A 20,987-nucleotide genomic window follows, 5' to 3' on the forward strand; every position below is an offset into this window, starting at 1 on the left:
CGTTAAGCCGCGGTTATGCGGCGAGCTTCGAGAGATCGGCCACGCGGTTCATCTGCACATGCAGGTGCCAGAGCAGCGCGAGGCGGTTGTTGCGCAGCGCCTCGTCGTCGGCCATCACCATCACGTCGTTGAAGAACGCGTCGACTGCGTCGCGCAGTTCGGCCAGCGCCGAGAGGGCCTGCGCGTACTCGCGTGCTGCAAACTTCTGCTCCACGACTGGGGCGACTTTCTCGAGTGCGGCAGCGAGCGACTTTTCGGCCGGCTCTATCAACAACGACGGCACGATCACGCCATCGGGCGGCGGCGCCGTCTTCTTGAGGATGTTACCGATGCGCTTGTTCGCGGCGGCGAGCGCTTCGGCCTGGGGCAGTGCCGAGAAGGCGCGCACGGCTTCCAGGCGCTCGATCAGATCGCTCAGATCCAGATACATCGACGGCGACACCAGCACTGCCTCGATCTCGTTGGCGGCGTAGCCACGCTCACGCAGATAGCCACGCAGACGATCGAGCACGAACTGATAGACCTCGTGCAGATACTCGAGACCGGCCACGCCCGAAGTGAACTGTTTGTAGGTCACCTCCAGCAGGTCGAACAGCATGACGGGCAGACGGCGCTCAACGAGCATGCGCACGATGCCCAGCGCATGACGGCGCAGCGCGAACGGGTCTTTCTCGCCGGTCGGATGCAGGCCGATACCCCAGATGCCGACGAGCGTTTCGAGTTTGTCGGCCAGCGCGACGACGATGCCGGTGTGGCTGGCGGGCAGCGCGTCGCCGGCGAAGCGCGGCTGATAGTGCTCCGAGCACGCACGGGCGACTTCGTCGGCTTCGCCGTCGTGACGCGCATAGTACGTGCCCATCGTGCCCTGCAGTTCCGGGAACTCACCCACCATGTCGGTCAGCAAATCGGCCTTGGCCAGCAGCGCGCCGCGTTCGGCCAGCGCCACGTCGGCACCAATCATCTGCGCAATGGCGCCAGCCAGCTTCACCAGACGTTGCGTGCGCTCGAACTGCGAGCCCAGCTTGTTGTGATAGACGACGTTCGCGAGCAGCGGCACGCGATCCGCGAGCGGTTTCTTCTTGTCCTGCTCGAAGAAGAATTTCGCATCCGCGAGACGCGGGCGAACCACACGCTCGTTACCCGTGATGATCTGCTCGGGGTGGGCGGTCTCGATATTGGAGACGATCAGGAAGCGGTTCGTCAGGCGGCCGCCCTCGGCGAGCGGCTTGTCGGTCAGTGCGAAGTACTTCTGGTTCGTCTGCATCGTGAGAATCAGACATTCCTGCGGCACAGCCAGAAATTCCTTCTCGAAGTGGCAGGCGTAGACTGCGGGCCATTCGACAAGTGCGGTCACTTCATCGAGCAGCGCGTCGGGCATTACCACATGGTCGTTGCCTGCGGCCGCAAGCAGTTGCGTGCGAATCGCGTCGCGGCGGCCCGTGAAGCTGGCCAGCACTTTGCCTTCGATTTCCAGTACTGCGGCGTAGCTGTCGGCATTGGCGATGGTGATTTCGCCCTTCGACAGGAAGCGATGCCCCAGCGTCTTGTTGCCCGAGGACAGGCCGATGGCCGTGGCAGGCACGAGCGTGTCGCCGTGCAGGGCGATGAGGCCATGCACAGGGCGCACGAACTGCACCGTCTCGCCATCCGGGCGCTGGTAGCTCATGACCTTCGGAATCGGCAGCTTGCCGAGTGTTTCGTCGAGCGCGGCCTGCAATGCGTCGGCCAGTCGGGCGCCCGCCGCAGTGTAGGTGTGGAAGAACGCTTCGGCCTTGCCGTCCATCGCGCGCTCGAGGCTGGCGACCGGCAGGTCGGCAAAGCCCATGGCGGTGAGTTTCTTCGCCAGTGGCGCGGTGGGGTTGCCGTTGGCGTCGAGGGCGACGGACACCGGCAGCACCTTGGCGCGGATGCTCGCGTCCGGGGCGCGCTCGAGCACATTCGAAATCGTGACGGCCAGACGGCGCGGCGTGGCGTACGGCGTGACCACGCTGGCGTCGGTGGTCAGGCCGCGCGTGCGCAGGCCATTGGCAATGCCGTCGGCGAACGCGTCGCCCAGACGCGCCAGCGCCTTCGGCGGCAGTTCTTCGGTCAGCAGTTCGACCAGCAGGGTGCGTTGTGCGGTGCTCATCATGCGGCTTGCGTTTGGTTTTTGGCGGCAGGGGCGTTCAGCATCGGGAAGCCGAGCTTCTCGCGCGAAGCGTAGTAGGCCTGTGCGATCAGGCGCGACAGCGCCCGGATACGGCCGATATACGCTGCACGTTCGGTCACCGAGATGGCGCCGCGCGCGTCGAGCAAGTTGAAGGTGTGCGCCGCCTTGAGAATCATCTCGTAGGCCGGCAACGCCAGTTCGGCTTCGATGAGGCGCTTGGCCTCGCTCTCGTAGTTGTCGAAGAAGCCGAACAACATCGGCTGGTTCGACTGCTCGAAGTTGTAGGTCGACTGCTCGACTTCGTTCTGATGGAACACGTCGCCGTAGGTCAAGCGGCGCTTGACCGGGCCGTCAGCCGTCTGTTCTTCCCATTCCGTCCACACGAGGTCGTAGACGTTCTCGACCTGTTGCAGATACATGGCCAGACGCTCGATACCGTAGGTAATTTCGCCGAGCACCGGCTTGCAATCCAGACCGCCCACTTGCTGGAAGTAAGTGAACTGCGTCACCTCCATGCCGTTGAGCCACACCTCCCAGCCCAGACCCCAGGCGCCGAGCGTGGGGTTTTCCCAGTCGTCTTCCACGAAGCGCACGTCGTTTTCGGTCAGATCGAGACCGAGCGCGCGCAGCGAACCCAGGTACAGGTCGAGAATGTTCTCCGGCGCCGGCTTGAGCACCACCTGATACTGGTAGTAATGCTGCATGCGGTTCGGATTCTCACCGTAACGGCCATCCTTGGGACGGCGCGACGGCTGCACATAGGCGGCGCGCCACGGCTCCGGGCCGATCGCGCGCAGGAACGTGGCAGTGTGCGAGGTACCGGCGCCGACCTCCATGTCGTAAGGCTGGAGCAACGCACAGCCTTGCTTGTCCCAGTAATCCTGCAATGTCAGGATGACTTGTTGAAAGGTAAGCATGATGAATTCGCGCGGACGAACAGGAAAAAATGCGGATTTTGCGCAGTTCGCTGGCCCGGCCGCGAGCGCGGCCAGCAAACTAAAACGTTGAATTTTAGCGGGAATTCGACCCGAATGGGGCGTCAGTGCCCATTGGGCGGTGCGACAGGGGGATTTTGACGTCCCCCTGCGTCATTTCGACAGTGCCGGCGCGGCTCAGCGCGAGCGGCGTGTCATTGCCAGACCGAGGCCCAGCGCGACGAGTGCAAGCACCAGTGCAGGGACATTGCCGAAGCGAACATACGGTGTGAGGCCGGTGTAAGGCTGGACCTTACCCGTGAGCGCGCCCGTCGTCATCGCAGGCAGACGCCCCTGCACATGACCTCGGGCATCGATGATCGCCGTCGTGCCGGTGTTCGTCGCCCGCAGCATCGGCCGCCCCGTCTCCAGCGTGCGCATGCGCGCGATCTGCAAGTGCTGGTCGAGGGCGATGGTGTCGCCGAACCAGGCGAGGTTCGTTGCGTTCGCGAGCACCGTGGCGGGCTCGGGCATGTTGCGCAGTGCCTGTGCGATTTCCTCGCCGAACAAGTCCTCGTAGCAGATGTCGAGCGCCACGCGCTGATCGCGAATCGCGAAGCCGCCCGGCGTGGCCGTGCCTCGCAGGAAGTCGCCCAAGGGAATGTGCATCATGTCGACAAACCAGCGAAAGCCCCAGGGGACGAATTCGCCGAAAGGCACGAGATGATGCTTGTCGTAGCGATGCAGCGTCGGGTCGCGCGGCGTTACGCCGAACAGGCTGTTGGTCAGATCCGTCGGCCCCCGGTCGGTGAGGGTCGCGCCTACGGCACCGAGCACGACATGCGAGCCGGTGCGATCGGCAAACGCCCGGATCGGTCCGGCCACGTCGGGCGGAATGCCTTGGAGCAGCACCGGGAATGCCGTCTCCGGCGTGATGATGAGATCGGCCGGTGCGGCGACGATCATGTCGCGATACAGCGCCATCGCGTGGTCGATCCCGGCGCGCTCGAATTTCATGTCCTGCGCGATATTGCCCTGCAGTAGCCGCACGGTGAGCGGTTTGCCCGAGGGCGTCGTCCAAGCGTGGCGGGCGAGCGCGCCACCCACGCCGAGCAGCGCCAACGTGCAAACCGCAGCCGCCAGACGCCGCATGGGCAGTATGGGCCGCGCCGTCACGGCGGCGGGCAGTACCGCGTGGGCGAGCCACGCGGCCGCCAGCGCCGCGAGGCCACCAATGCCGTAGACTCCGACGAGCGGCGCGAAGCCTGCCAGCGGCCCGTCGACGTGGGCGTAGCCGGGAGACAGCCACGGGAAGCCGGTGAACACGGTGCCGCGCAACCATTCCGCGAGCGTCCAGGCCCCCGCGAACGCCAGCGCACGCCATGGGCCGGCAGCCGTCACCCAACGGGAGACGGACGCCGCCAATGCAGGGTAGAGCGCGAGGTAGATCGAGAACAGCACGACCGCCGCACCGGCCATGACGCCGGGCATGCCGCCGTAGGTGTGCATGCTGATGTAAAGCCACCAGATGCCCGATACGAACGACGCAACACCGAAGCAAGCGCCGAGCCAGAAGGCATCGCGACGCGAGGCGCTGCGCTCGACGAGCGCGAAGAGTCCCGCCATGGCGAGCAGTTGCAGCCACCAGACGTCGCGCGGTGCGAACGCCAGCGTTTGCGCAATACCGGCCAGACCGGCGAGCACACGGGCACGCCAGGCCGGCCACGTGCGCCGCTCGGGCGCGTGGACGGTCATTTCCTGCATGGGTCGATGGAGTGGTTACTCGGGCTGAATGGCAGGCGCCGGCTCCACGCGCCGCAACAGCAGCATGTGGACCTGACGGCCGTCGGCGCGCATGACTTCGAACACGAGATTGCCGATGCGCATACGCTCACCGCGGCGCGGCACACGGCCGAACTGGTGCGTGATCATACCGCCGATCGTGTCGTTTTCAGCATCAACGAACTGCGTGCCGAAGGCTTCGTTGAACTGCTCGATCTCGGTCAGCGCACGAATGCGATACGTCCCGTCGGGCGCGGCGATGATGTTGTCTTCTTCTTCATCGAAGTCGTATTCGTCCTCGATGTCGCCGACGATTTGCTCGAGCACGTCTTCAATGGTGATGAGACCCGCCACGCCGCCGTATTCGTCCACGACGATGGCGATGTGATTGCGATTGACGCGGAAGTCGTGCAACAGCACGTTCAGGCGCTTCGACTCAGGAATGAACACGGCCGGGCGCAGCATGTCGCGCACGTCGAAATCGTGATTTGCGTAGTAACGCAGCAGATCCTTCGCGAGCAGAATGCCGATGATGTTGTCGCGATTTCCCTCGAAGACGGGATAGCGCGAGTGAGCCTGTTCCAGCACGAACGGGACGAAGGCTTCGGGCGTCTGTTCGATGTTGATGGCGTCCATTTGCGCGCGCGGCACCATGATGTCGCGTGCACACAGATCGGCCACCTGGAATACGCCCTCGATCATCGCCAGAGAGTCGGCGTCCATCAGGTTACGGGCGTGGGCGTCTTGCAGAATTTCGAGCAACTCTGCGCGCGACTCCGGCTCTGGGGAGATCAGATCGGTGAGGCGTTCGAGCAAAGAGCGAGGTTTATCAGGGTTTTTTCGACCGGGTCGACTGGGATAAGGGTCGTTCATGACGGCGCGTCCAAGTTGGGCGGACGCCGAGCTGTTACAGGAAACTCAAGGATACACCAGATGTGCGGCATCTCCGCGACAGGGCTGCGGCGTTTCGTCATTCAGTGTTCGCCGCCGGGCGATGCTGTGGATTTCAGCGCATGCCGGGCGTTCCAGCGCATTTCAGCGTGCACCGCAGCGGTGCAATACGGCTTCCAGCGCCGGGTCGGGCATACCGGCTTCGCGCAGCGCCTTGACCGTGCGCGTGACGTAATCCCGTGTCGTGCCGTAGCGTCCCTGTGCCTGATCGAAGACCTTGCGGATGATGTCGTCGGGCAGGCGGCCCGCGTAGCTTTTCACGTCGCGTCGCATGACGAACGCGAGGGCGGGGGCGGTGCGGCCATCGGCGAGCACGCAGTTGAGCCACGCGGGACGATACGAGCCCATCGCCATCTCGCGATACCAGAGCGTTTCGAGTTCGGTTCGCGCCTTGGCGGCCGAGAGTCTCAGCGCCACGCCCGCACACGAACCGCCACGGTCGAGTGCGAGCACGAGCCCCGGTTGTTCAGGCGTGCCGCGATTCACGCGCGACCACAGATACAGCCCCCGGTGGTAGCCGTACACGCGTGCACGCTGGCTCTCCTCGACGGGCAGACCGGGGTTCCAGATGAGCGAGCCGTACGCGAAGATCCACAGATCCTGATGACCATCCCAGCCGGTCAGCACCGCGTCGAGCGACGATGAGAGTTCTTCCGGCGTCAGGTGTCGGCCCAACCCGATGTCGGGCGGATACGTGGTGCATCCCGGCCCGCTCGACATGCTGGCCGGTGGCGTCTCGGAGTCGGTCGGGCGATCGGGCATGCGGTCCATACGATGTGGGATCAGGCGCGGCGCGGCTTTGCCGGCATCCTGATGTTGGCTGGGGTGGCGGGGGCGGACTTTTCCGACGCATAGGGGGCGGCGTAACCGAGACCGGTGAGGATCTCCGTCTCCAGACCTTCCATCTCCTGCGCCTCGTCGTCCGCTTCGTGGTCGTAACCCTGCGCGTGGAGCACGCCGTGCACGATCAGATGGGCGTAGTGCGCTTCGAGCGAAATCCCTTGCTCGGCCGCCTCGCGCTCGACAACCGGGCAGCACAGCACGATGTCGCCGGTCACCGGATCGCTTTCGTCTTGCGCGTAGGCAAACGTGAGCACGTTGGTGGCGTAGTCCTTGCCGCGATAGCCGCGATTGAGCGTCTGGCCTTCTTCGGCGCCGACGAAGCGCAGCGTCAGTTCGGCGTCGGCCAGCAGCGCAGCCTGCACCCAGCGGCGCACGGTGGTACGTGAGAGCAGCGCCTTGTGCGTGGCGAACGCCGGGCCGGCGACGAACTGGCTGTTCAACGTGAGCGCGTGGCGTGGCGAACGTGGGGCCCGCTCGCTCATGCCTTGCCTCGCGGCCCGTGGCCGTCGCGCCGTTCGCGCTCGGTCGATTCCGGCAGATCCAGCCCGGCTTCGGCGTGCTGCATATGGGCGTCGTACGCTTCGACGATGCGTGCGACCAGCGGGTGACGCACCACGTCCACGCTGGTGAAGCAGGTCATGGCGATGCCGCGAACGTTTTTCAGGATCAGTTGCGCTTCCGTCAGGCCGCTCTTCTGACCGCGCGGCAGATCGACCTGCGTAGTGTCGCCGGTCACGACGGCCTTGCTGCCGAAACCGATACGCGTGAGGAACATCTTCATCTGTTCGGGCGTGGTGTTCTGCGCTTCGTCCAGGATGATGAACGCGTGATTGAGCGTTCGGCCGCGCATATACGCGAGCGGCGCGATTTCGATCATCTGCTTTTCGAAATACTTCTGCGTCTTGTCGAAGCCGAGCAGGTCGTAAAGCGCGTCGTAGAGCGGGCGCAGGTACGGATCGACCTTCTGTGCGAGATCGCCGGGCAGGAAGCCCAGACGCTCGCCCGCTTCCACGGCCGGACGCGTGAGCACGATGCGCTTGACGGCGTCGCGCTCGAGCGCGTCGACGGCGCACGCCACGGCCAGATAGGTCTTGCCGGTACCGGCCGGGCCGATGCCGAACGTTACGTCGTGCGAGAGGATCTGTTTGAGGTAATCGCGCTGTGCCGGGGTGCGGCCGTGCAGGTCGCTACGGCGCGTGTGCAGCACGGGCGAGCCGTCTTCGGTCTCGCCGGCGGCAAACGGGTTGTCGTCGCCGTGACGCACAGTCGGCACGAGGCCCTGACGCGATTCCACCAGCCCCAACTGAATGTCGTCGACGGACAACGGTTCGGTGGCGCGGTTGTAGAAGCTCTCGAGGGCTTGGGTGGCGATCACGGCGCTCTTGCCGCGAACGGAGAAGCGATGGCCGCGCCGGGAAATCGAGACGTCGAGCGCCTGTTCGATCTGGCGCAGGTTTTCGTCTAACGGGCCGCAAAGGTTGGCCAAACGGCGATTGTCGTCGCGCGGGGCGGTGAATTCTTGGGCGGGTGCTTTCAAGATCCGGTCGGGTGCCTGTTCAGGTCGTTCGATGGAGTCGCCGGGGGCAGGCTCGGGGATGCGGTGTGTGCGCCAGGGACTGCCGGGTCCGTTCATATTCGCAAATTTCGCTCAGTGCGTGGTGACCAGTTCGCCACGCAACGAGTGCGGGTAGGCGAACGTGATCACGACCTCGGTCATCTGGCCGATCAGGCTGGCGCGTTGCGCCTCGGGCACGGGGAAGTTCACCACGCGGTTGTTCTCCGTGCGGCCTTGCAGTTCGTTAGGGTCCTTGCGCGAGACGCCTTCGACGAGAATGCGCTGACGCGAGCCAACCATGCTCTGGCTGATGCGCGCGGCGTTTTCCTCGATCACGGCCTGCAAGTGTTGCAGACGGCGCAGCTTGACTTCGCGCGGCGTGTCGTCCGGCAGGTTGGCGGCCGGTGTGCCGGGGCGCGGGCTGTAGATGAACGAGAAGCTCGTGTCGTAACCGATCTCGTGAATCATGGCCATCAACTTGTCGAAATCCTCTTCCGTCTCGCCGGGGAAACCGACGATGAAGTCCGACGACATCGACATGTCGGGGCGAACCTGACGCAGGCGGCGGATGATCGACTTGTATTCCAGCACGGTATAGCCCCGCTTCATCGCGGAGAGCACGCGGTCGGCGCCGTGCTGCACGGGCAGGTGCAAATGACTCACCAGCTTGGGCACCTTGGCGTAGGTGTCGATCAGGCGCTGCGTGAATTCCTTCGGGTGGCTGGTCGTGTAGCGGATACGCTCGATGCCCGGCACTTCGGCCACGTATTCGATGAGCAACGCGAAGTCGGCGATTTCGCCGTCGGCCATCAGGCCGCGATAGGCGTTCACGTTCTGGCCCAACAGCGTGATTTCGCGCACGCCTTGCTCAGCCAGACCGGCGATCTCGGTCAGCACGTCTTCAAACGGGCGCGACACTTCGTCGCCACGCGTGTAGGGCACCACACAGTAGCTGCAATATTTCGAGCAGCCTTCCATGATCGAGACGAACGCCGTAGCGCCCTCGACCTTGGCCGGCGGCAGGTGGTCGAACTTTTCGATTTCCGGGAACGAGATGTCGACCTGCGAGCGGCCGGTGGCGCGACGCGCTTCGAGCATCTGCGGCAGGCGGTGCAGCGTTTGCGGGCCGAACACTACGTCCACGTACGGGGCGCGCTGCACGATCGCGGCGCCTTCCTGGCTGGCGACGCAGCCGCCCACGCCGATCACCAGATCCGGCTTGATTTCCTTGAGCGCACGCATGCGGCCCAGATCCGAGAACACTTTTTCCTGCGCCTTTTCGCGCACGGAGCAAGTGTTGAACAGGATGACGTCGGCGTCTTCGGGGGAATCGGTCTTTTCGAGACCTTCGGCTGCGCCGAGCACGTCCGCCATCTTGTCGGAGTCGTACTCGTTCATCTGACAGCCGAACGTCTTGATGTAAATCTTCTTTGCCATTGAGTGTGCGCCGTTCGCAGTGGTTAACCTGGGGGCGTCCGTATTGGATGTTTCAGGGGTTCAGTCTTGCCGGGCCGCGAGAGAAATGCGGTGCTCCAAACGCAAAAGCCGGCGTGGCCGGCCTGTCCGGACCTCCTTGGCGGGGCCGGTGTGTGGTGCACGCATTATACCGCGTGCACCGCGGGGGAGCGCAGCGAGACTAGCGGTTGTCCTTCATCGCGGCGGCCACCGCGCGGATGTTGTGCTGGAACAACTGGAGGTAGGTCGTGGCTTCCGGATTCTGCGACAGGGCGTCGGAGTAGAGTTTGCCGTCGACAGTCACCTTGGCATCCTTGGCGATACGCTGGACCAGACGCGGATTGGAGATGTTCTCCATGAAGACCGCCTTGATGCCCGTGCGGCGGATCACGCGGATCAGGTTCGCCACATCCTTGGCGCTGGCTTCGCTTTCCGTCGACACGCCCTCCGGGGCGAGGAACTTGATGCCGAAGCGCTGGCCGAGATAGCCGAATGCATCATGCGAGGTCAGCACCACGCGGCGCGCGGGCGGAATCGGCGCGAGTTGCTTGTTCGCCCAGATAATCAGGTCGTCGAGCGCGCCCTGATAGTTCTTGGCACGTTCCGCATAGTAGGTGCTGCCCGCCGGATCGGCCTGCGACAGGGCGGCCGCGATATTGACGACCATCGCCTTCACGCGCTCAGGGTCCTGGAACATGTGCGGATCGGTCACGGTCTTGCCGTCGTCGACCATGGTGCGGGGCTTGAGGCCCTTCGTGACGGTAACGAGCGTGCCGGGATAGTGGCTCGATTTCATCAGGCGGGGCAGCCAGCCCTCGAAGCCCAGGCCATTCACGAAGAAGAGTTTGGTGCCGGAGATCTTGGCGACGTCGGCCGGGGTCGGCTCATAGACGTGCGTGTCCTGATCGGGGCCGACGAGTGTGGTGACGTCGACCCGGTCGCCGCCGACCACCTTCACGATGTCGGCCAGGATGCTGAAGCTCGCGCCGACGGGCAGGCGCGTGTCCTGCGCGCGTGCCGGACCGGCAAGCGCCAGCGTCAGGGCGAACATTGTGGCGAGAAGCCCTGCGCCAAACCACGATTTGCCGCCCGACGCGTTGCTGTCCCACTTACCCAATCCGAACATGTTTTCCTCTCTTAAAGCGCCGGAGCCTTCGCCGCATTGGCATGGCCCGCCGTGGCAAGCAGTGCGCCCAGATAGGCGATGCCCGCCGTCAAAACGATGGCCGGTCCCGAGGGACAGGCCAGGTAATACGAAATCAGCAGCCCGATCACGCTCGATGCGCTCGCGACCAGCCAGGCCACGAGCAGCATGCCCGGCAGCGTGCGGGCGACGAGCCGGGCGGTGGCCGCCGGCAGCATCATCAGTCCTACGGCCATGAGCGTGCCCATCGCCTGAAAGCCGGCCACGAGGTTCATCACCGTCAGCACGGTAAAGCCGAGGTGATAGCGCATCACGCTCTTGCCTTGCCCGCCGAGGAAGGCCGGATCGGCGCTATCGAGCACAAGACCGCGATAATGCCACCCGAACCAGAGGAGCGTCACGGTCGCGATCGCGGCGACGAGGACGAGCGATGGGTCGTCCACCGCCAGCACCGAACCGAAGAGCAAGTGCATCAGATCGACGCTGTTGCCCCATTTGGAGACGATCACCACGCCACCGGCCAGCGCCAGTAGATAGAAGCCCGCAAACGACGCGCCTTCATCGAGCCGCGTGCGGCGGCTCGACAGCCCCGCTAGCAGTGCCACGAGCAGGCCGGCTACCATGCCGCCGCCCGCCATCCAGGGCAGCGACAGCCCGCCGATCAGGTACCCGATGGCCGCCCCTGGCAGCACCGCGTGCGAGAGCGAATCTCCCATCAGGCTCATGCGGCGCAGCAGCAGGAACACGCCCACCGGCGTGCACCCGATCGACAGCGCGAGGCTGCCCACGAGGGCATGCCGCATGAAGTCGAACTCCGAGAACGGGCCGACGAGCCAATCCAGCATCGCGCTCATCGGGGGCTACCTCGCGTTATGACGACTGCGCCCGGCGCGGGCGTGCCACCGTAGGCGGGGAGGGCGGGGGATGCCGATACCGTGCCCGCCACGCGGGCGGTGTAGCCTCCGGCGCCCCACAGGCCAGTATGCGTACCGCCGCCGGCGGTGTCGGCAGACGGCAGTCCTCCGTGCAGACACTGTGCCGGTGCACCCGAGGCCACTAGGCGGCCGGCCATCACGGCGACATGCGAGAAGCGTTCGAGCACAAGCGGCAGGTCGTGAAGCACCGTGACCACGGTGCGTCCCTCGTTGCGCCATTGGTCCAGCAACGCGAGTAACAGTTCCGCCGACGGGACATCGATCCCTGTGAGCGGTTCATCCAGCAAAACGATGGGCGCGTCTTCCACGATCAGCCGCGCAAAGCGGGCGCGCTGCCATTGGCCGCCCGACAAGACTTCCAGGGGCTGAGCGCGTTTGTCTGCAAGGCCGACGCGGGCGAGGGCGTCGTGAGCCCAGTCGAATTCGACGCGTCCGAGGCGCCGTGCGTCTCCCGTGCGTCGCCACGTGCCGGTCAACACATATTCCTCGACGCACATGGGGAACCGGTGATCGGTTTCGGGCCGCTGCGAGAGATAGGCTACCGGCCCATCGCAAACGATCTTGCCCTTCGATGCCTTCTGCAAGCCCGCGAGCGCACGCAGCAGGGTGGTCTTGCCGCCGCCGTTAGGGCCAACGACGGCGGAGAGCACGCCGGGGGCGAACGTGGCGCTGACATCCTCCAGCGCGGTGTTCGGCCCGAAGTGAACCGAGAGGTCTTGGCAGCCGATCACGAGGTAATTCCTTGCAACGCCCAGAAAACGAGCGCCCACAGCGGCACGAGCACGAACAGTGTCAGTGCCGTTCGTTCCCAGCCAGCGAGACGGTAGAGCCAAACGGAAAAACGGATCATGGGTGAGACGGGCGATGCCCAGACACAGATTGCAACTGTGTAATAAATGCAACAAGGTTGCATTATGGCATGAATCGACCCATGGCGCCGCTGGCATCGAACGAGCGCGCCGGACGGCGTAGAACGCCTGTGAACTTGCCAGGACACAACGCGTTACATATCAACGCAGCACATTTTGGTGAACCGGCGTAACATGGGTTCACGCCTGATCGACTGGCACGCTGTTCGCTTCATTCCAGAGATCGGCAATATGCAAGGCATCGATGAGACGGTGGCATGGTGCAGCGCGGTGACCCGAGTCAGAGTATCTGGCGAGGGGACCGAGAGGCGCCACCGGCAGCCGTCGCCGCCGAGGAGGTTCGCCCGTTCAGATAACCGGCCGTCTTCGACTTTCCGCCCGCGACACCCCGCGCCGACGCGTGATGATCGCACGACCTTCGCGACTTCGCGCAGTCGCGTCGCCTCGACAGGAAAGCACGCCGTCACGCGCCCACGTCTTCGCATTCGTCGACGTCGTCGGGCAGCCCACTTTTTTTCCGCAAACATTGCACGTCGCGAATCGAACGTTGGGTAGAAGTTCTGCCTAATAGGTAGGATTCCGTAATGAATTTACGGTGCATCGAAGCCCCTCGGAATGCAGACAAACCCGAGTGCGCAATGCGTGCGAGAGTGCTGGAAAAGCCCCTTGAATCCTAATGTATTTCGATCTACGTGCGCAGTGCGTAGATGAGGCGAAAACCCTTGTGGAATGCGGGTTGTCGGCAATACTTAGCGATGCGGGAAATATCTAGCGACAGTTTTTTTGTTTATGCATATGATGAGTTAACGGTTGCAATTTTGGTTGCAATTTTCAGTGACAAGTTTAAAGTCAACCTAAACCGATTTTGAGTCGTTCATGTAAGGGAGGGGACAGTGCGAAAGGTTTCGCGAAAGTCGCTCCGGCATGTAGTGAGCCAGATCGAAACCATTGCGCAGTCATCCGGATCTTAGGCAACAGAGCGGACATCGTTTTGCGATGTTTTCCGATGAGGCGGGGGGTGATGCATATGGATATTTTCAGCCACTACACGACACGTTTCGAAGCACGCAAGGAAGAGGAATACAGCATCCAGGAATATCTGGAGATCTGTAAGAAAGACTCGACAGCGTATGCGACGGCAGCCGAGCGTATGCTGAGCGCCATCGGTGAGCCTGAGCTTATCGACACGCACCACGACCCGCGGCTCTCGCGGTTGTTCTCGAACAAGATCATCAAGATCTATCCTGCCTTCCGTGAGTTCTACGGCATGGAAGACACGATCGAGCAAATCGTCTCGTTCTTCAAACACGCCGCGCAAGGGCTCGAAGAGCGCAAACAGATTCTGTACCTGCTTGGGCCTCCGGGAGGCGGCAAGTCATCGCTGGCCGAGAAACTGAAGGCATTGATGGAGGATGTGCCCATCTATTGCCTGAAAGGATCGCCAGTGCACGAGTCACCTCTGGGCCTGTTCTCGCCCGAGGAAGACGGCAAGATTCTGGAAGAGGACTTCGGCATCCCGGTACGGTATCTGAATACGATTCCGTCGCCGTGGGCCACCAAGCGTCTGAACGAATTCAACGGCGACATCACCAAGTTCCGCGTGGTGAAGGTGCGCCCGTCGGTGCTGCAACAGATCGCGATTGCGAAGACCGAGCCGGGGGACGAGAACAATCAGGACATCTCGTCGCTCGTCGGTAAGGTCGACATTCGCAAGCTCGAGGAGTATCCGCAGGACGACCCGGACGCCTACTCGTATTCCGGCGGTCTGTGCCTGGCCAACCGCGGCCTGCTCGAATTCGTCGAAATGTTCAAGGCGCCGATCAAGGTGCTCCACCCGCTGCTGACCGCCACGCAGGAGGGCAATTACAAGGGCACGGAAGGGTTCGGTGCGATTCCGTTCGACGGTATCGTGCTCGCGCACTCGAACGAGGCCGAATGGCAGAGCTTCAAGGGCAACCGTAATAACGAGGCTTTCCTCGATCGTATCTACATCGTGAAGGTACCGTACTGCCTGCGCGTGACCGACGAGGTGAAGATTTACGAGAAGCTCGTGAAGAACAGCTCGCTCGCCAACGCACCGCGTGCGCCGAACGTGCTCAAGATGCTTGCCCAGTTCGCGGTGCTTACGCGTTTGAAAGAGCCCGAGAACTCCAACATCTTCTCTAAGGTTCGCGTCTACGACGGTGAAAACCTCAAGGATATCGACCCGAAGGCCAAGTCGTATCAAGAGTATCGCGACTACGCCGGTGTCGACGAGGGGATGACGGGCATGTCCACGCGCTTCGCCTTCAAGGTATTGTCGAAAGTTTTCAATTTCGACAATACCGAAGTGGCGGCCAATCCGGTGCACATGCTGTACGTGCTCGAACAACAGATCGAGCGCGAGCAGTACCCCGGCGAAGTCGAAAAGCGCTATCTCTCCTATATCAAGGAGTATCTGACCGCGCCGTTTGTCGAATTCATCGGCAAGGAGATTCAGACCGCGTATCTCGAGTCGTACTCGGAGTACGGCCAGAACATCTTCGATCGCTACGTGAATTTCGCGGATCTCTGGATTCAGGATCAGGAGTATCGCGACCCGAATACCGGTGAGATTCTTGATCGCAACGCGCTCAACGACGAACTGGAGAAGGTCGAGAAACCGGCCGGGATCACCAATCCGAAGGACTTCCGCAACGAGATCGTCAACTTCGTCCTGCGCGCACGCGCGAACAACGCGGGCAAGAATCCGCTCTGGACGAGCTACGAGAAGCTGCGGGCGGTCATCGAGAAGCGCATGTTCTCGACCACCGAGGATTTGCTGCCGGTGATCTCGTTCAACGCGAAGTCGTCCAAAGAGGATCAGGAAAAGCACGCCAACTTTGTCAACCGAATGGTGGAAAAAGGCTATACCCCGAAGCAGGTTCGCCTGCTCGTGGAATGGTACCTGCGCGTGCGGAAATCCTCGTAAATCATCGGGGCCACAATGTCAGCAATCATCGACAGACGGCAAAACGGCAAGAACAAAAGCGCCATCAACCAGCAGCGTTTCATCAAACGCTACCGCGATCAGATTCGTCGCGCGGTGGCGAAGGCGGTGGGCGGGCGCAAGATTACCGATATCGATGGCAGCGGACAGGTCTCGATCCCGGTCAAGGACATTTCGGAACCGTTGTTCCACCACGGGCCCGGCGGGCGGCGGGAGATGGTGCATCCCGGCAATCGCGAGTTCGTGGTGGGCGACAACTTCGAGCGTCCGCAGTCGGGGGCCGGTGGCGGCGGAAGCCGCGCCAGCGACTCGGGAGAGGGCGAGGACGATTTCGTCTTCAACCTTTCGCGCGAGGAGTTCCTGAAATTCTTCTTCGAGGATATGGCCCTGCCGGATCTCGCGAAGCGGCGTCTCGCGCAGATTCCGGAGTTCCGCAAGGTCCGTGCAGGCTATTCGATCGACGGTACGCCGTCGAACCTGAACGTCATTCGTACGATGCGCAGCTCGCTGGGGCGCCGCATCGCACTCACGGCACCCTATCGCAAGCAGTTGCGCGAGCTGGAAGCCGAATATGAGGACATCGTCTCGCGCGAAGGCGACACGTCGCCGCGTGCGTTGGCGCTGGCGCACGAGATCACGCATCTTCGTACCCGCGTCGAAGCGATTCCGTATATCGAGAAGCTCGATCTGCGCTACTCGAACCGGGTCATGCAACCGCGTCCGCAGGCGCAGGCCGTCATGTTCTGTCTGATGGACGTTTCCGGTTCGATGGATCAGAGCCGCAAGGATCTCGCCAAGCGCTTCTTCATGCTGCTCTATCTGTTCCTGCGGCATAACTATGAGCGCATCGATCTGGTGTTGATCCGTCACCACACCACAGCGAAAGAGGTCAACGAAGACGACTTCTTCTACGCGCGCGAATCGGGCGGCACTGTGGTCTCGAGCGCGCTCAAGCTGATGACGGAAATCATCGCGGATCGTTACTCGCCGAGCGACTGGAATATCTACGGGGCGCAGGTGTCCGACGGCGATAACTGGGACGGGGATTCGCCGATCTGCCGCGATATCCTGAATCAGACGATCATGCCAGCCGTGCAGTACTTCGCGTATGTGGAGGTGGCCAGCGCCGAGCCGCAGAACCTGTGGAACGAATACCTGTCGGTCAAGCAGCAGCATCCGAATTTCGCGATGCAACGCATCATGGAAGCCGCCGAGATCTATCCGGTGCTGCACGATTTGTTCAAGAAGAAGGCGGCCTGAAAACGGTCCCGCGTCGATACCCCAACGAGGGCAACGAGGACGCATCATGGCGTATATATCCACCGGATCGGAATGGACGTTTGAACTGATTCAACGTTATGAGCACGAGATCGCGCGCATCGCGGCCGACTTCAAGCTCGACACGTATCCGAATCAGATCGAGATCATCACCGCCGAGCAGATGCTTGACGCCTACGCGACCGTGGGCCTGCCCATCGGCTACCACCACTGGTCGTATGGCAAGCACTTTCTGTCGTCCGAGCGCGGTTACAAGCGCGGACAGATGGGCCTTGCGTATGAGATCGTCATCAATTCGAACCCCTGCATCGCGTATCTGATGGAGGAGAACAGCATGACCATGCAGGCGCTGACCATCGCGCACGCCAGCTACGGTCATAACTCGTTCTTCAAGGGCAATTACCTCTTCCGCACGTGGACCAGTGCCGACGCCATCGTCGACTACCTGCTGTTCGCGCGCAATTACATCACCGAGTGCGAACAGCGTTACGGCGAGCAGTCGGTCGAGTTGCTGCTCGACTCGTGCCACGCACTGATGAACTACGGTGTGGACCGTTACAAGCGGCCGAAGCGGCTGTCGCTCGCGCAAGAGCAGGCGCGTCAGAAAGAGCGGGAGAACTACCTGCAATTGCAGATCAACGATCTGTGGCGCACGTTGCCGCACCGCGCCTTGCACGATGACGACGAGGACGATGGGCTCGACCCCAGCGAGTTGGAAGACCCGCGGTTCCCCGGCGAGCCGCAGGAGAACTTGCTGTACTTCTTCGAGAAGAACGCGCCCAAGCTCGCCCCGTGGCAGCGCGAGATCGTGCGCATCGTGCGCAAGCTCGCGCAGTACTTTTATCCGCAGCGTCAGACCAAGGTGATGAACGAGGGCTGGGCGACGTTCTGGCACTACACGATCTTGCAGCAGCTCTACAAGGAGAAGCTCGTCAACGACTCGTTCATGATGGAGTTCCTGCACGCGCATACGAACGTGGTGTATCAGCCGTCGTTCGACAGTCCGTATTACAGCGGTCTGAACCCGTACGCGCTGGGCTTCGCGATGTTTCAGGACATTCGCCGCATGTGCGAGACGCCGACCGACGAAGACCGCGAGTGGGCTCCCGACATCGCGGGCACCGACTGGCTCACGACGCTCGACTTCGCCATGCGCAACTTCAAGGACGAGAGCTTCATCCAGCAATTCCTCTCGCCGAAGGTGATTCGCGATCTGAAGCTGTTCTCCGTGCTCGATGACGACCGCGACAGCCGTCTGCGCGTGACCGCCATCCATAACGACACCGGCTATCGCGAAATCCGCGAGATGCTCGCGCAACAGTACAACCTTAGCCAGCTCGAACCGAACATTCAGGTCTCGCATGTGGATCTGCACGGCGATCGTTCGCTTACACTGCGGCACGTGCAAAGCGATCGCAAGCCGCTGGACGAAGGCTTCGAGGAGGTGCTCAAGCACGTAGCGCGGCTGTGGGGTTTCACGGTACGGCTGGAGACGGTGTTCGAAGATGGGCGCAGCGAGATGACGCATGAGACCAAGGTCGAGAAGCGGCGGCGCTACGCGTTGAGCGCGTGATGAAGATTCCGTTCGTCGCGCTCGATCACGTGGTGCTGCGCACCAACGACATCGCCCGGCTTCAGCATTTCTACATGGATATTCTCGGCTGCACGCTGGAGAAGGTGCAGGCCGATATCGGGCTGGTGCAGTTGCGCGCGGGCGATGCGCTGATCGATCTGGTCGACGTCGCGGGCGAGATCGGCCGCCACGGTGGTGTTGCGCCCGGCCCGGAAGGGCACAATCTCGATCACTTCTGTCTGCGCGTCGAGCCGTTTGACGGTGAGGCCATTCGACAGGGGCTGGCCTCGCATGGTGTGACGCTGGGCGAGGTGGTGCAACGCTACGGTGCCCACGGCGAGGGACCGTCGTGCTATCTCGTCGACCCGGACGGCAATACCGTCGAACTCAAAGGCCCACCGTCTCGCCCGAATCGCTGAGCATCTTGCCTGCCTCGCCGCCTTGCGTCGCGCGTGCTCAGGCCGCCATCTGTCCCAGTACGCTTTGATCCCGCCCCTTATGCTTGGCCTGATAAAGCGCCTTGTCCGCGCGCTCGAGCATCGCACTGATGACGAGCGGCCCTCCCGGCAGCCATGACGCAATGCCTACGCTGATGGTGATCGCTTCGCCTCGTTCGCGCGCGGTCTGCGGAAGCAGTTCCGTGCTGGCGTGTTTGACCGATTCGCGAATCCGGTCAGCCACGCGAAGCGCGGCGTGTTCGTCGATCTCCGGCAGCACCACGGCAAATTCCTCTCCGCCCAGACGAACGGCGAAATCGCTCGGCAGACGAATGCAATGCTGAATCGTGTTGGCGATGCGCTGGAGCACGGCGTCGCCAAAAGGATGTCCGTAGCGGTCGTTCACCTGCTTGAAGAAATCGATGTCGATGAGCAGCACCGACAGCGGAATCGCGTGCTGCTGAACACGTTCGACGACGAGGCGAATGCGATTGTCGAAGTAACGCCGGTTGTAGATATGGGTAAGCGGATCGATGAAGACTTTCTCGACCAGATCGGTGTTCGTAAGGGCGAGCGACTGATACTGCCGGGTGATTTCCCAGACCAGCGCGAGCGTCGCGACACCCGGCGACGCTAGTGCGAGAAGGCGTGCGGCGTACCACTGGTAAGAGGCTTCACTGGGGGCAGTCAGGCAGAGCAGCAATTGGCACAGCGAGATGGTGACGACCACCCACACGAGCAAAAACAGCTTGTGCGTGAGCCGGGTGACTGCCGCAACTCGCCACCACAGCGCGACGTAGGCGACGAAAAGCGAGCCGAGTGCGAGGGTCTCGATGCTCACACCGCCGGCCAGATGCGGCGTAACGAGCGTGTGTCCGGCGCCGACCAGCGCGAGCGATACCGTCACCCAGACGATGAGCACGACGGCACCGTAGCGCGCCGCTTCCGAATAGCCGGGACGCGTGTGCGGATCGGTACGCGTGAGCGAGTAACTGCGTACGCTCAGCATCACGTACACGGCGAAGCTGGTTTCGGCTACGAGCCAGAGCCAGAAGGGGGCGCGCGTGATGTGAGTGGTCATGCCGGCAAGCTGATTCGCAAGCAACACGCCTTCGGTGAACATGAAGAGTCCACGCAGCAGGAACGCGCATCCGAATTGTGCGAAGTACCGTTTGCCATTGTAGAGATACTGCACGCCGAGCAGGCAGGCCGTCGACAGATTGAGAATGCCGCCGGCTGAGACGAGGAAGAACGTCAACAACGGATTCACCGCGCCTTCGAGCGCGCGTGCGAGAAATCCCGCGAGGGTGAGCGCGGCGCAGGCCACCAAGATCGTGGTCGCGGCAACGCGATTGCCCTGTTCGGTACGGCTGATGGTACTTTTCATAGTTGTTATTTGCCGATCAACGACCTCGTGCCTCGCGCACGATTGCCTTTTACCGTTCAACTATCGCACCCGCGACTGGCCGCAAGGTCATAGCCTTACGTTACCGTCCAGGTTCCCCGATTTCGCGCTAAATAGTTGAAAACTAAGATAAACCTTGGAGAATACACGAGTTTCCCCGGGTTGGCATCCGTTTCGAAGGGAGCGCGTCGATTTCCCGTTCGACCCGCCGGGAAGCGCGAATCACAGACGATTTTTGCACTGTTTTCCGGCGCGCGAAAGCACCTCGTTACCTCGCAGGGCAATAATTTCTGCGGCACATCGATCCGCTGTTCTAAACATCGAGATGACGAAATTCGGGACGTGACCCCCAAGACACCCGCAGCGCCAGTGATGACGGGGGATTGCTGAGTGCGCAATTAATTCGTTGTACGATTTATATGAGGAATGTGCGATGTCATCTTCTGAAAATACGTGGGATTTATCGCGATAAAGCGGCTAACGGGTTGGCATCGACGCACTATCTGTACTAGAATTAAAAAAGCCAATCGCTGCGATTGGACCATAGCAACAGAAGCAAACGCGTCGCCGGTGTTCCTCATTGCGCCGGCGGTCGGTCCCATCACTCAATGAGTTTGTGCGGTAAAACACTCGCGCGTTTTCAATAAGCGTGCACCGAGAGGCCCAGGCGCTCAGAGCGTCGAAAGCTTGTCTCTCATGTCGCATTCCGCGACGCCTGGTTCGTCACCG

The 20,987-nt window shown here is 62.3% G+C and carries 17 protein-coding genes; 4 read left to right on the forward strand and 13 right to left on the reverse strand.

Annotated elements, in window-relative coordinates; all coding sequences use genetic code 11:
• Positions 1-13: 13 nt before the first annotated feature.
• The 12 genes from glyS to PHO31112_RS27900 form a co-directional block, all read right to left on the reverse strand.
• Complete coding sequence (gene glyS, locus PHO31112_RS09040; protein ID WP_150620214.1) at positions 14-2,131, reverse strand: glycine--tRNA ligase subunit beta; 2,118 nt, start codon at positions 2,129-2,131, stop codon at positions 14-16.
• Entirely contained in the window at positions 2,128-3,066 is a 939-nt protein-coding gene (gene glyQ / locus PHO31112_RS09045) for a glycine--tRNA ligase subunit alpha (RefSeq protein ID WP_010804017.1), read from the reverse strand. The genes glyS and glyQ overlap by 4 nt, the downstream gene beginning before the upstream one ends.
• Before the next feature lie 195 nt (positions 3,067-3,261).
• Positions 3,262-4,827: an apolipoprotein N-acyltransferase gene (lnt, locus tag PHO31112_RS09050; RefSeq protein ID WP_150620215.1), complete on the reverse strand. Its 1,566-nt coding sequence runs from the start codon at positions 4,825-4,827 to the stop codon at positions 3,262-3,264.
• A gap of 15 nt (positions 4,828-4,842) precedes the next feature.
• Positions 4,843-5,718, reverse strand: coding sequence for a CorC family transporter (locus tag PHO31112_RS09055; protein ID WP_150620216.1), 876 nt, complete (start codon positions 5,716-5,718; stop codon positions 4,843-4,845).
• Between the two features lie 162 nt (positions 5,719-5,880).
• Entirely contained in the window at positions 5,881-6,558 is a 678-nt protein-coding gene (locus PHO31112_RS09060; protein ID WP_425495169.1) for a gamma-glutamylcyclotransferase, read from the reverse strand.
• A gap of 20 nt (positions 6,559-6,578) precedes the next feature.
• Positions 6,579-7,121: an rRNA maturation RNase YbeY gene (gene ybeY / locus PHO31112_RS09065; RefSeq protein ID WP_150620218.1), complete on the reverse strand. Its 543-nt coding sequence runs from the start codon at positions 7,119-7,121 to the stop codon at positions 6,579-6,581.
• The gene (locus PHO31112_RS09070) at positions 7,118-8,176 is read right to left on the reverse strand and encodes a PhoH family protein (protein ID WP_150620219.1); all 1,059 of its coding nucleotides are present in this window, start codon (positions 8,174-8,176) and stop codon (positions 7,118-7,120) included. The genes ybeY and PHO31112_RS09070 overlap by 4 nt, the downstream gene beginning before the upstream one ends.
• Before the next feature lie 111 nt (positions 8,177-8,287).
• Positions 8,288-9,631, reverse strand: a complete 1,344-nt coding sequence (miaB, locus tag PHO31112_RS09075) for a tRNA (N6-isopentenyl adenosine(37)-C2)-methylthiotransferase MiaB (protein ID WP_150620220.1) — start codon at positions 9,629-9,631, stop codon at positions 8,288-8,290.
• A gap of 199 nt (positions 9,632-9,830) precedes the next feature.
• Complete coding sequence (locus PHO31112_RS09080; RefSeq protein ID WP_150620221.1) at positions 9,831-10,775, reverse strand: metal ABC transporter substrate-binding protein; 945 nt, start codon at positions 10,773-10,775, stop codon at positions 9,831-9,833.
• Positions 10,776-10,786: 11 nt separating this feature from the next.
• On the reverse strand, positions 10,787-11,647 hold the full coding sequence (locus tag PHO31112_RS09085) for a metal ABC transporter permease (RefSeq protein WP_150620222.1): 861 nt from the start codon (positions 11,645-11,647) through the stop codon (positions 10,787-10,789).
• Positions 11,644-12,459, reverse strand: coding sequence for a metal ABC transporter ATP-binding protein (locus PHO31112_RS09090; protein ID WP_174995635.1), 816 nt, complete (start codon positions 12,457-12,459; stop codon positions 11,644-11,646). The genes PHO31112_RS09085 and PHO31112_RS09090 overlap by 4 nt, the downstream gene beginning before the upstream one ends.
• Positions 12,456-12,578 (reverse strand): hypothetical protein, encoded by a 123-nt coding sequence (locus PHO31112_RS27900; RefSeq protein WP_281355088.1) that lies wholly within the window; start codon positions 12,576-12,578, stop codon positions 12,456-12,458. The genes PHO31112_RS09090 and PHO31112_RS27900 overlap by 4 nt, the downstream gene beginning before the upstream one ends.
• A gap of 1,046 nt (positions 12,579-13,624) precedes the next feature.
• Between PHO31112_RS27900 and PHO31112_RS09095 the strand changes: the two genes are divergently transcribed.
• From PHO31112_RS09095 to PHO31112_RS09110, 4 genes are read left to right on the forward strand one after another with little or no spacing between them, the layout of a single operon-like run.
• Positions 13,625-15,547, forward strand: a complete 1,923-nt coding sequence (locus tag PHO31112_RS09095) for a PrkA family serine protein kinase (RefSeq protein WP_150620224.1) — start codon at positions 13,625-13,627, stop codon at positions 15,545-15,547.
• A 15-nt stretch (positions 15,548-15,562) separates the two neighbouring features.
• Positions 15,563-16,825 carry a YeaH/YhbH family protein gene (locus PHO31112_RS09100; RefSeq protein WP_150620225.1) on the forward strand — a complete coding sequence of 421 codons (1,263 nt, stop codon included), beginning with the start codon at positions 15,563-15,565 and terminating at the stop codon, positions 16,823-16,825.
• A 46-nt stretch (positions 16,826-16,871) separates the two neighbouring features.
• Positions 16,872-18,416 carry a SpoVR family protein gene (locus tag PHO31112_RS09105; protein WP_150620226.1) on the forward strand — a complete coding sequence of 515 codons (1,545 nt, stop codon included), beginning with the start codon at positions 16,872-16,874 and terminating at the stop codon, positions 18,414-18,416.
• Complete coding sequence (locus PHO31112_RS09110; protein ID WP_150620227.1) at positions 18,416-18,835, forward strand: VOC family protein; 420 nt, start codon at positions 18,416-18,418, stop codon at positions 18,833-18,835. Before PHO31112_RS09105 ends, PHO31112_RS09110 begins: the two co-directional genes overlap by 1 nt.
• 37 nt (positions 18,836-18,872) lie before the next feature.
• Here PHO31112_RS09110 and PHO31112_RS09115 read toward each other — a convergent pair whose 3' ends face one another.
• Positions 18,873-20,240 (reverse strand): GGDEF domain-containing protein, encoded by a 1,368-nt coding sequence (locus PHO31112_RS09115; RefSeq protein ID WP_150620228.1) that lies wholly within the window; start codon positions 20,238-20,240, stop codon positions 18,873-18,875.
• Between the last annotated feature and the right edge of the window lie 747 nt (positions 20,241-20,987).

Origin of the sequence: Pandoraea horticolens (assembly GCF_902459555.1) — a bacterium.
GTDB lineage: Bacteria > Pseudomonadota > Gammaproteobacteria > Burkholderiales > Burkholderiaceae > Pandoraea > Pandoraea horticolens.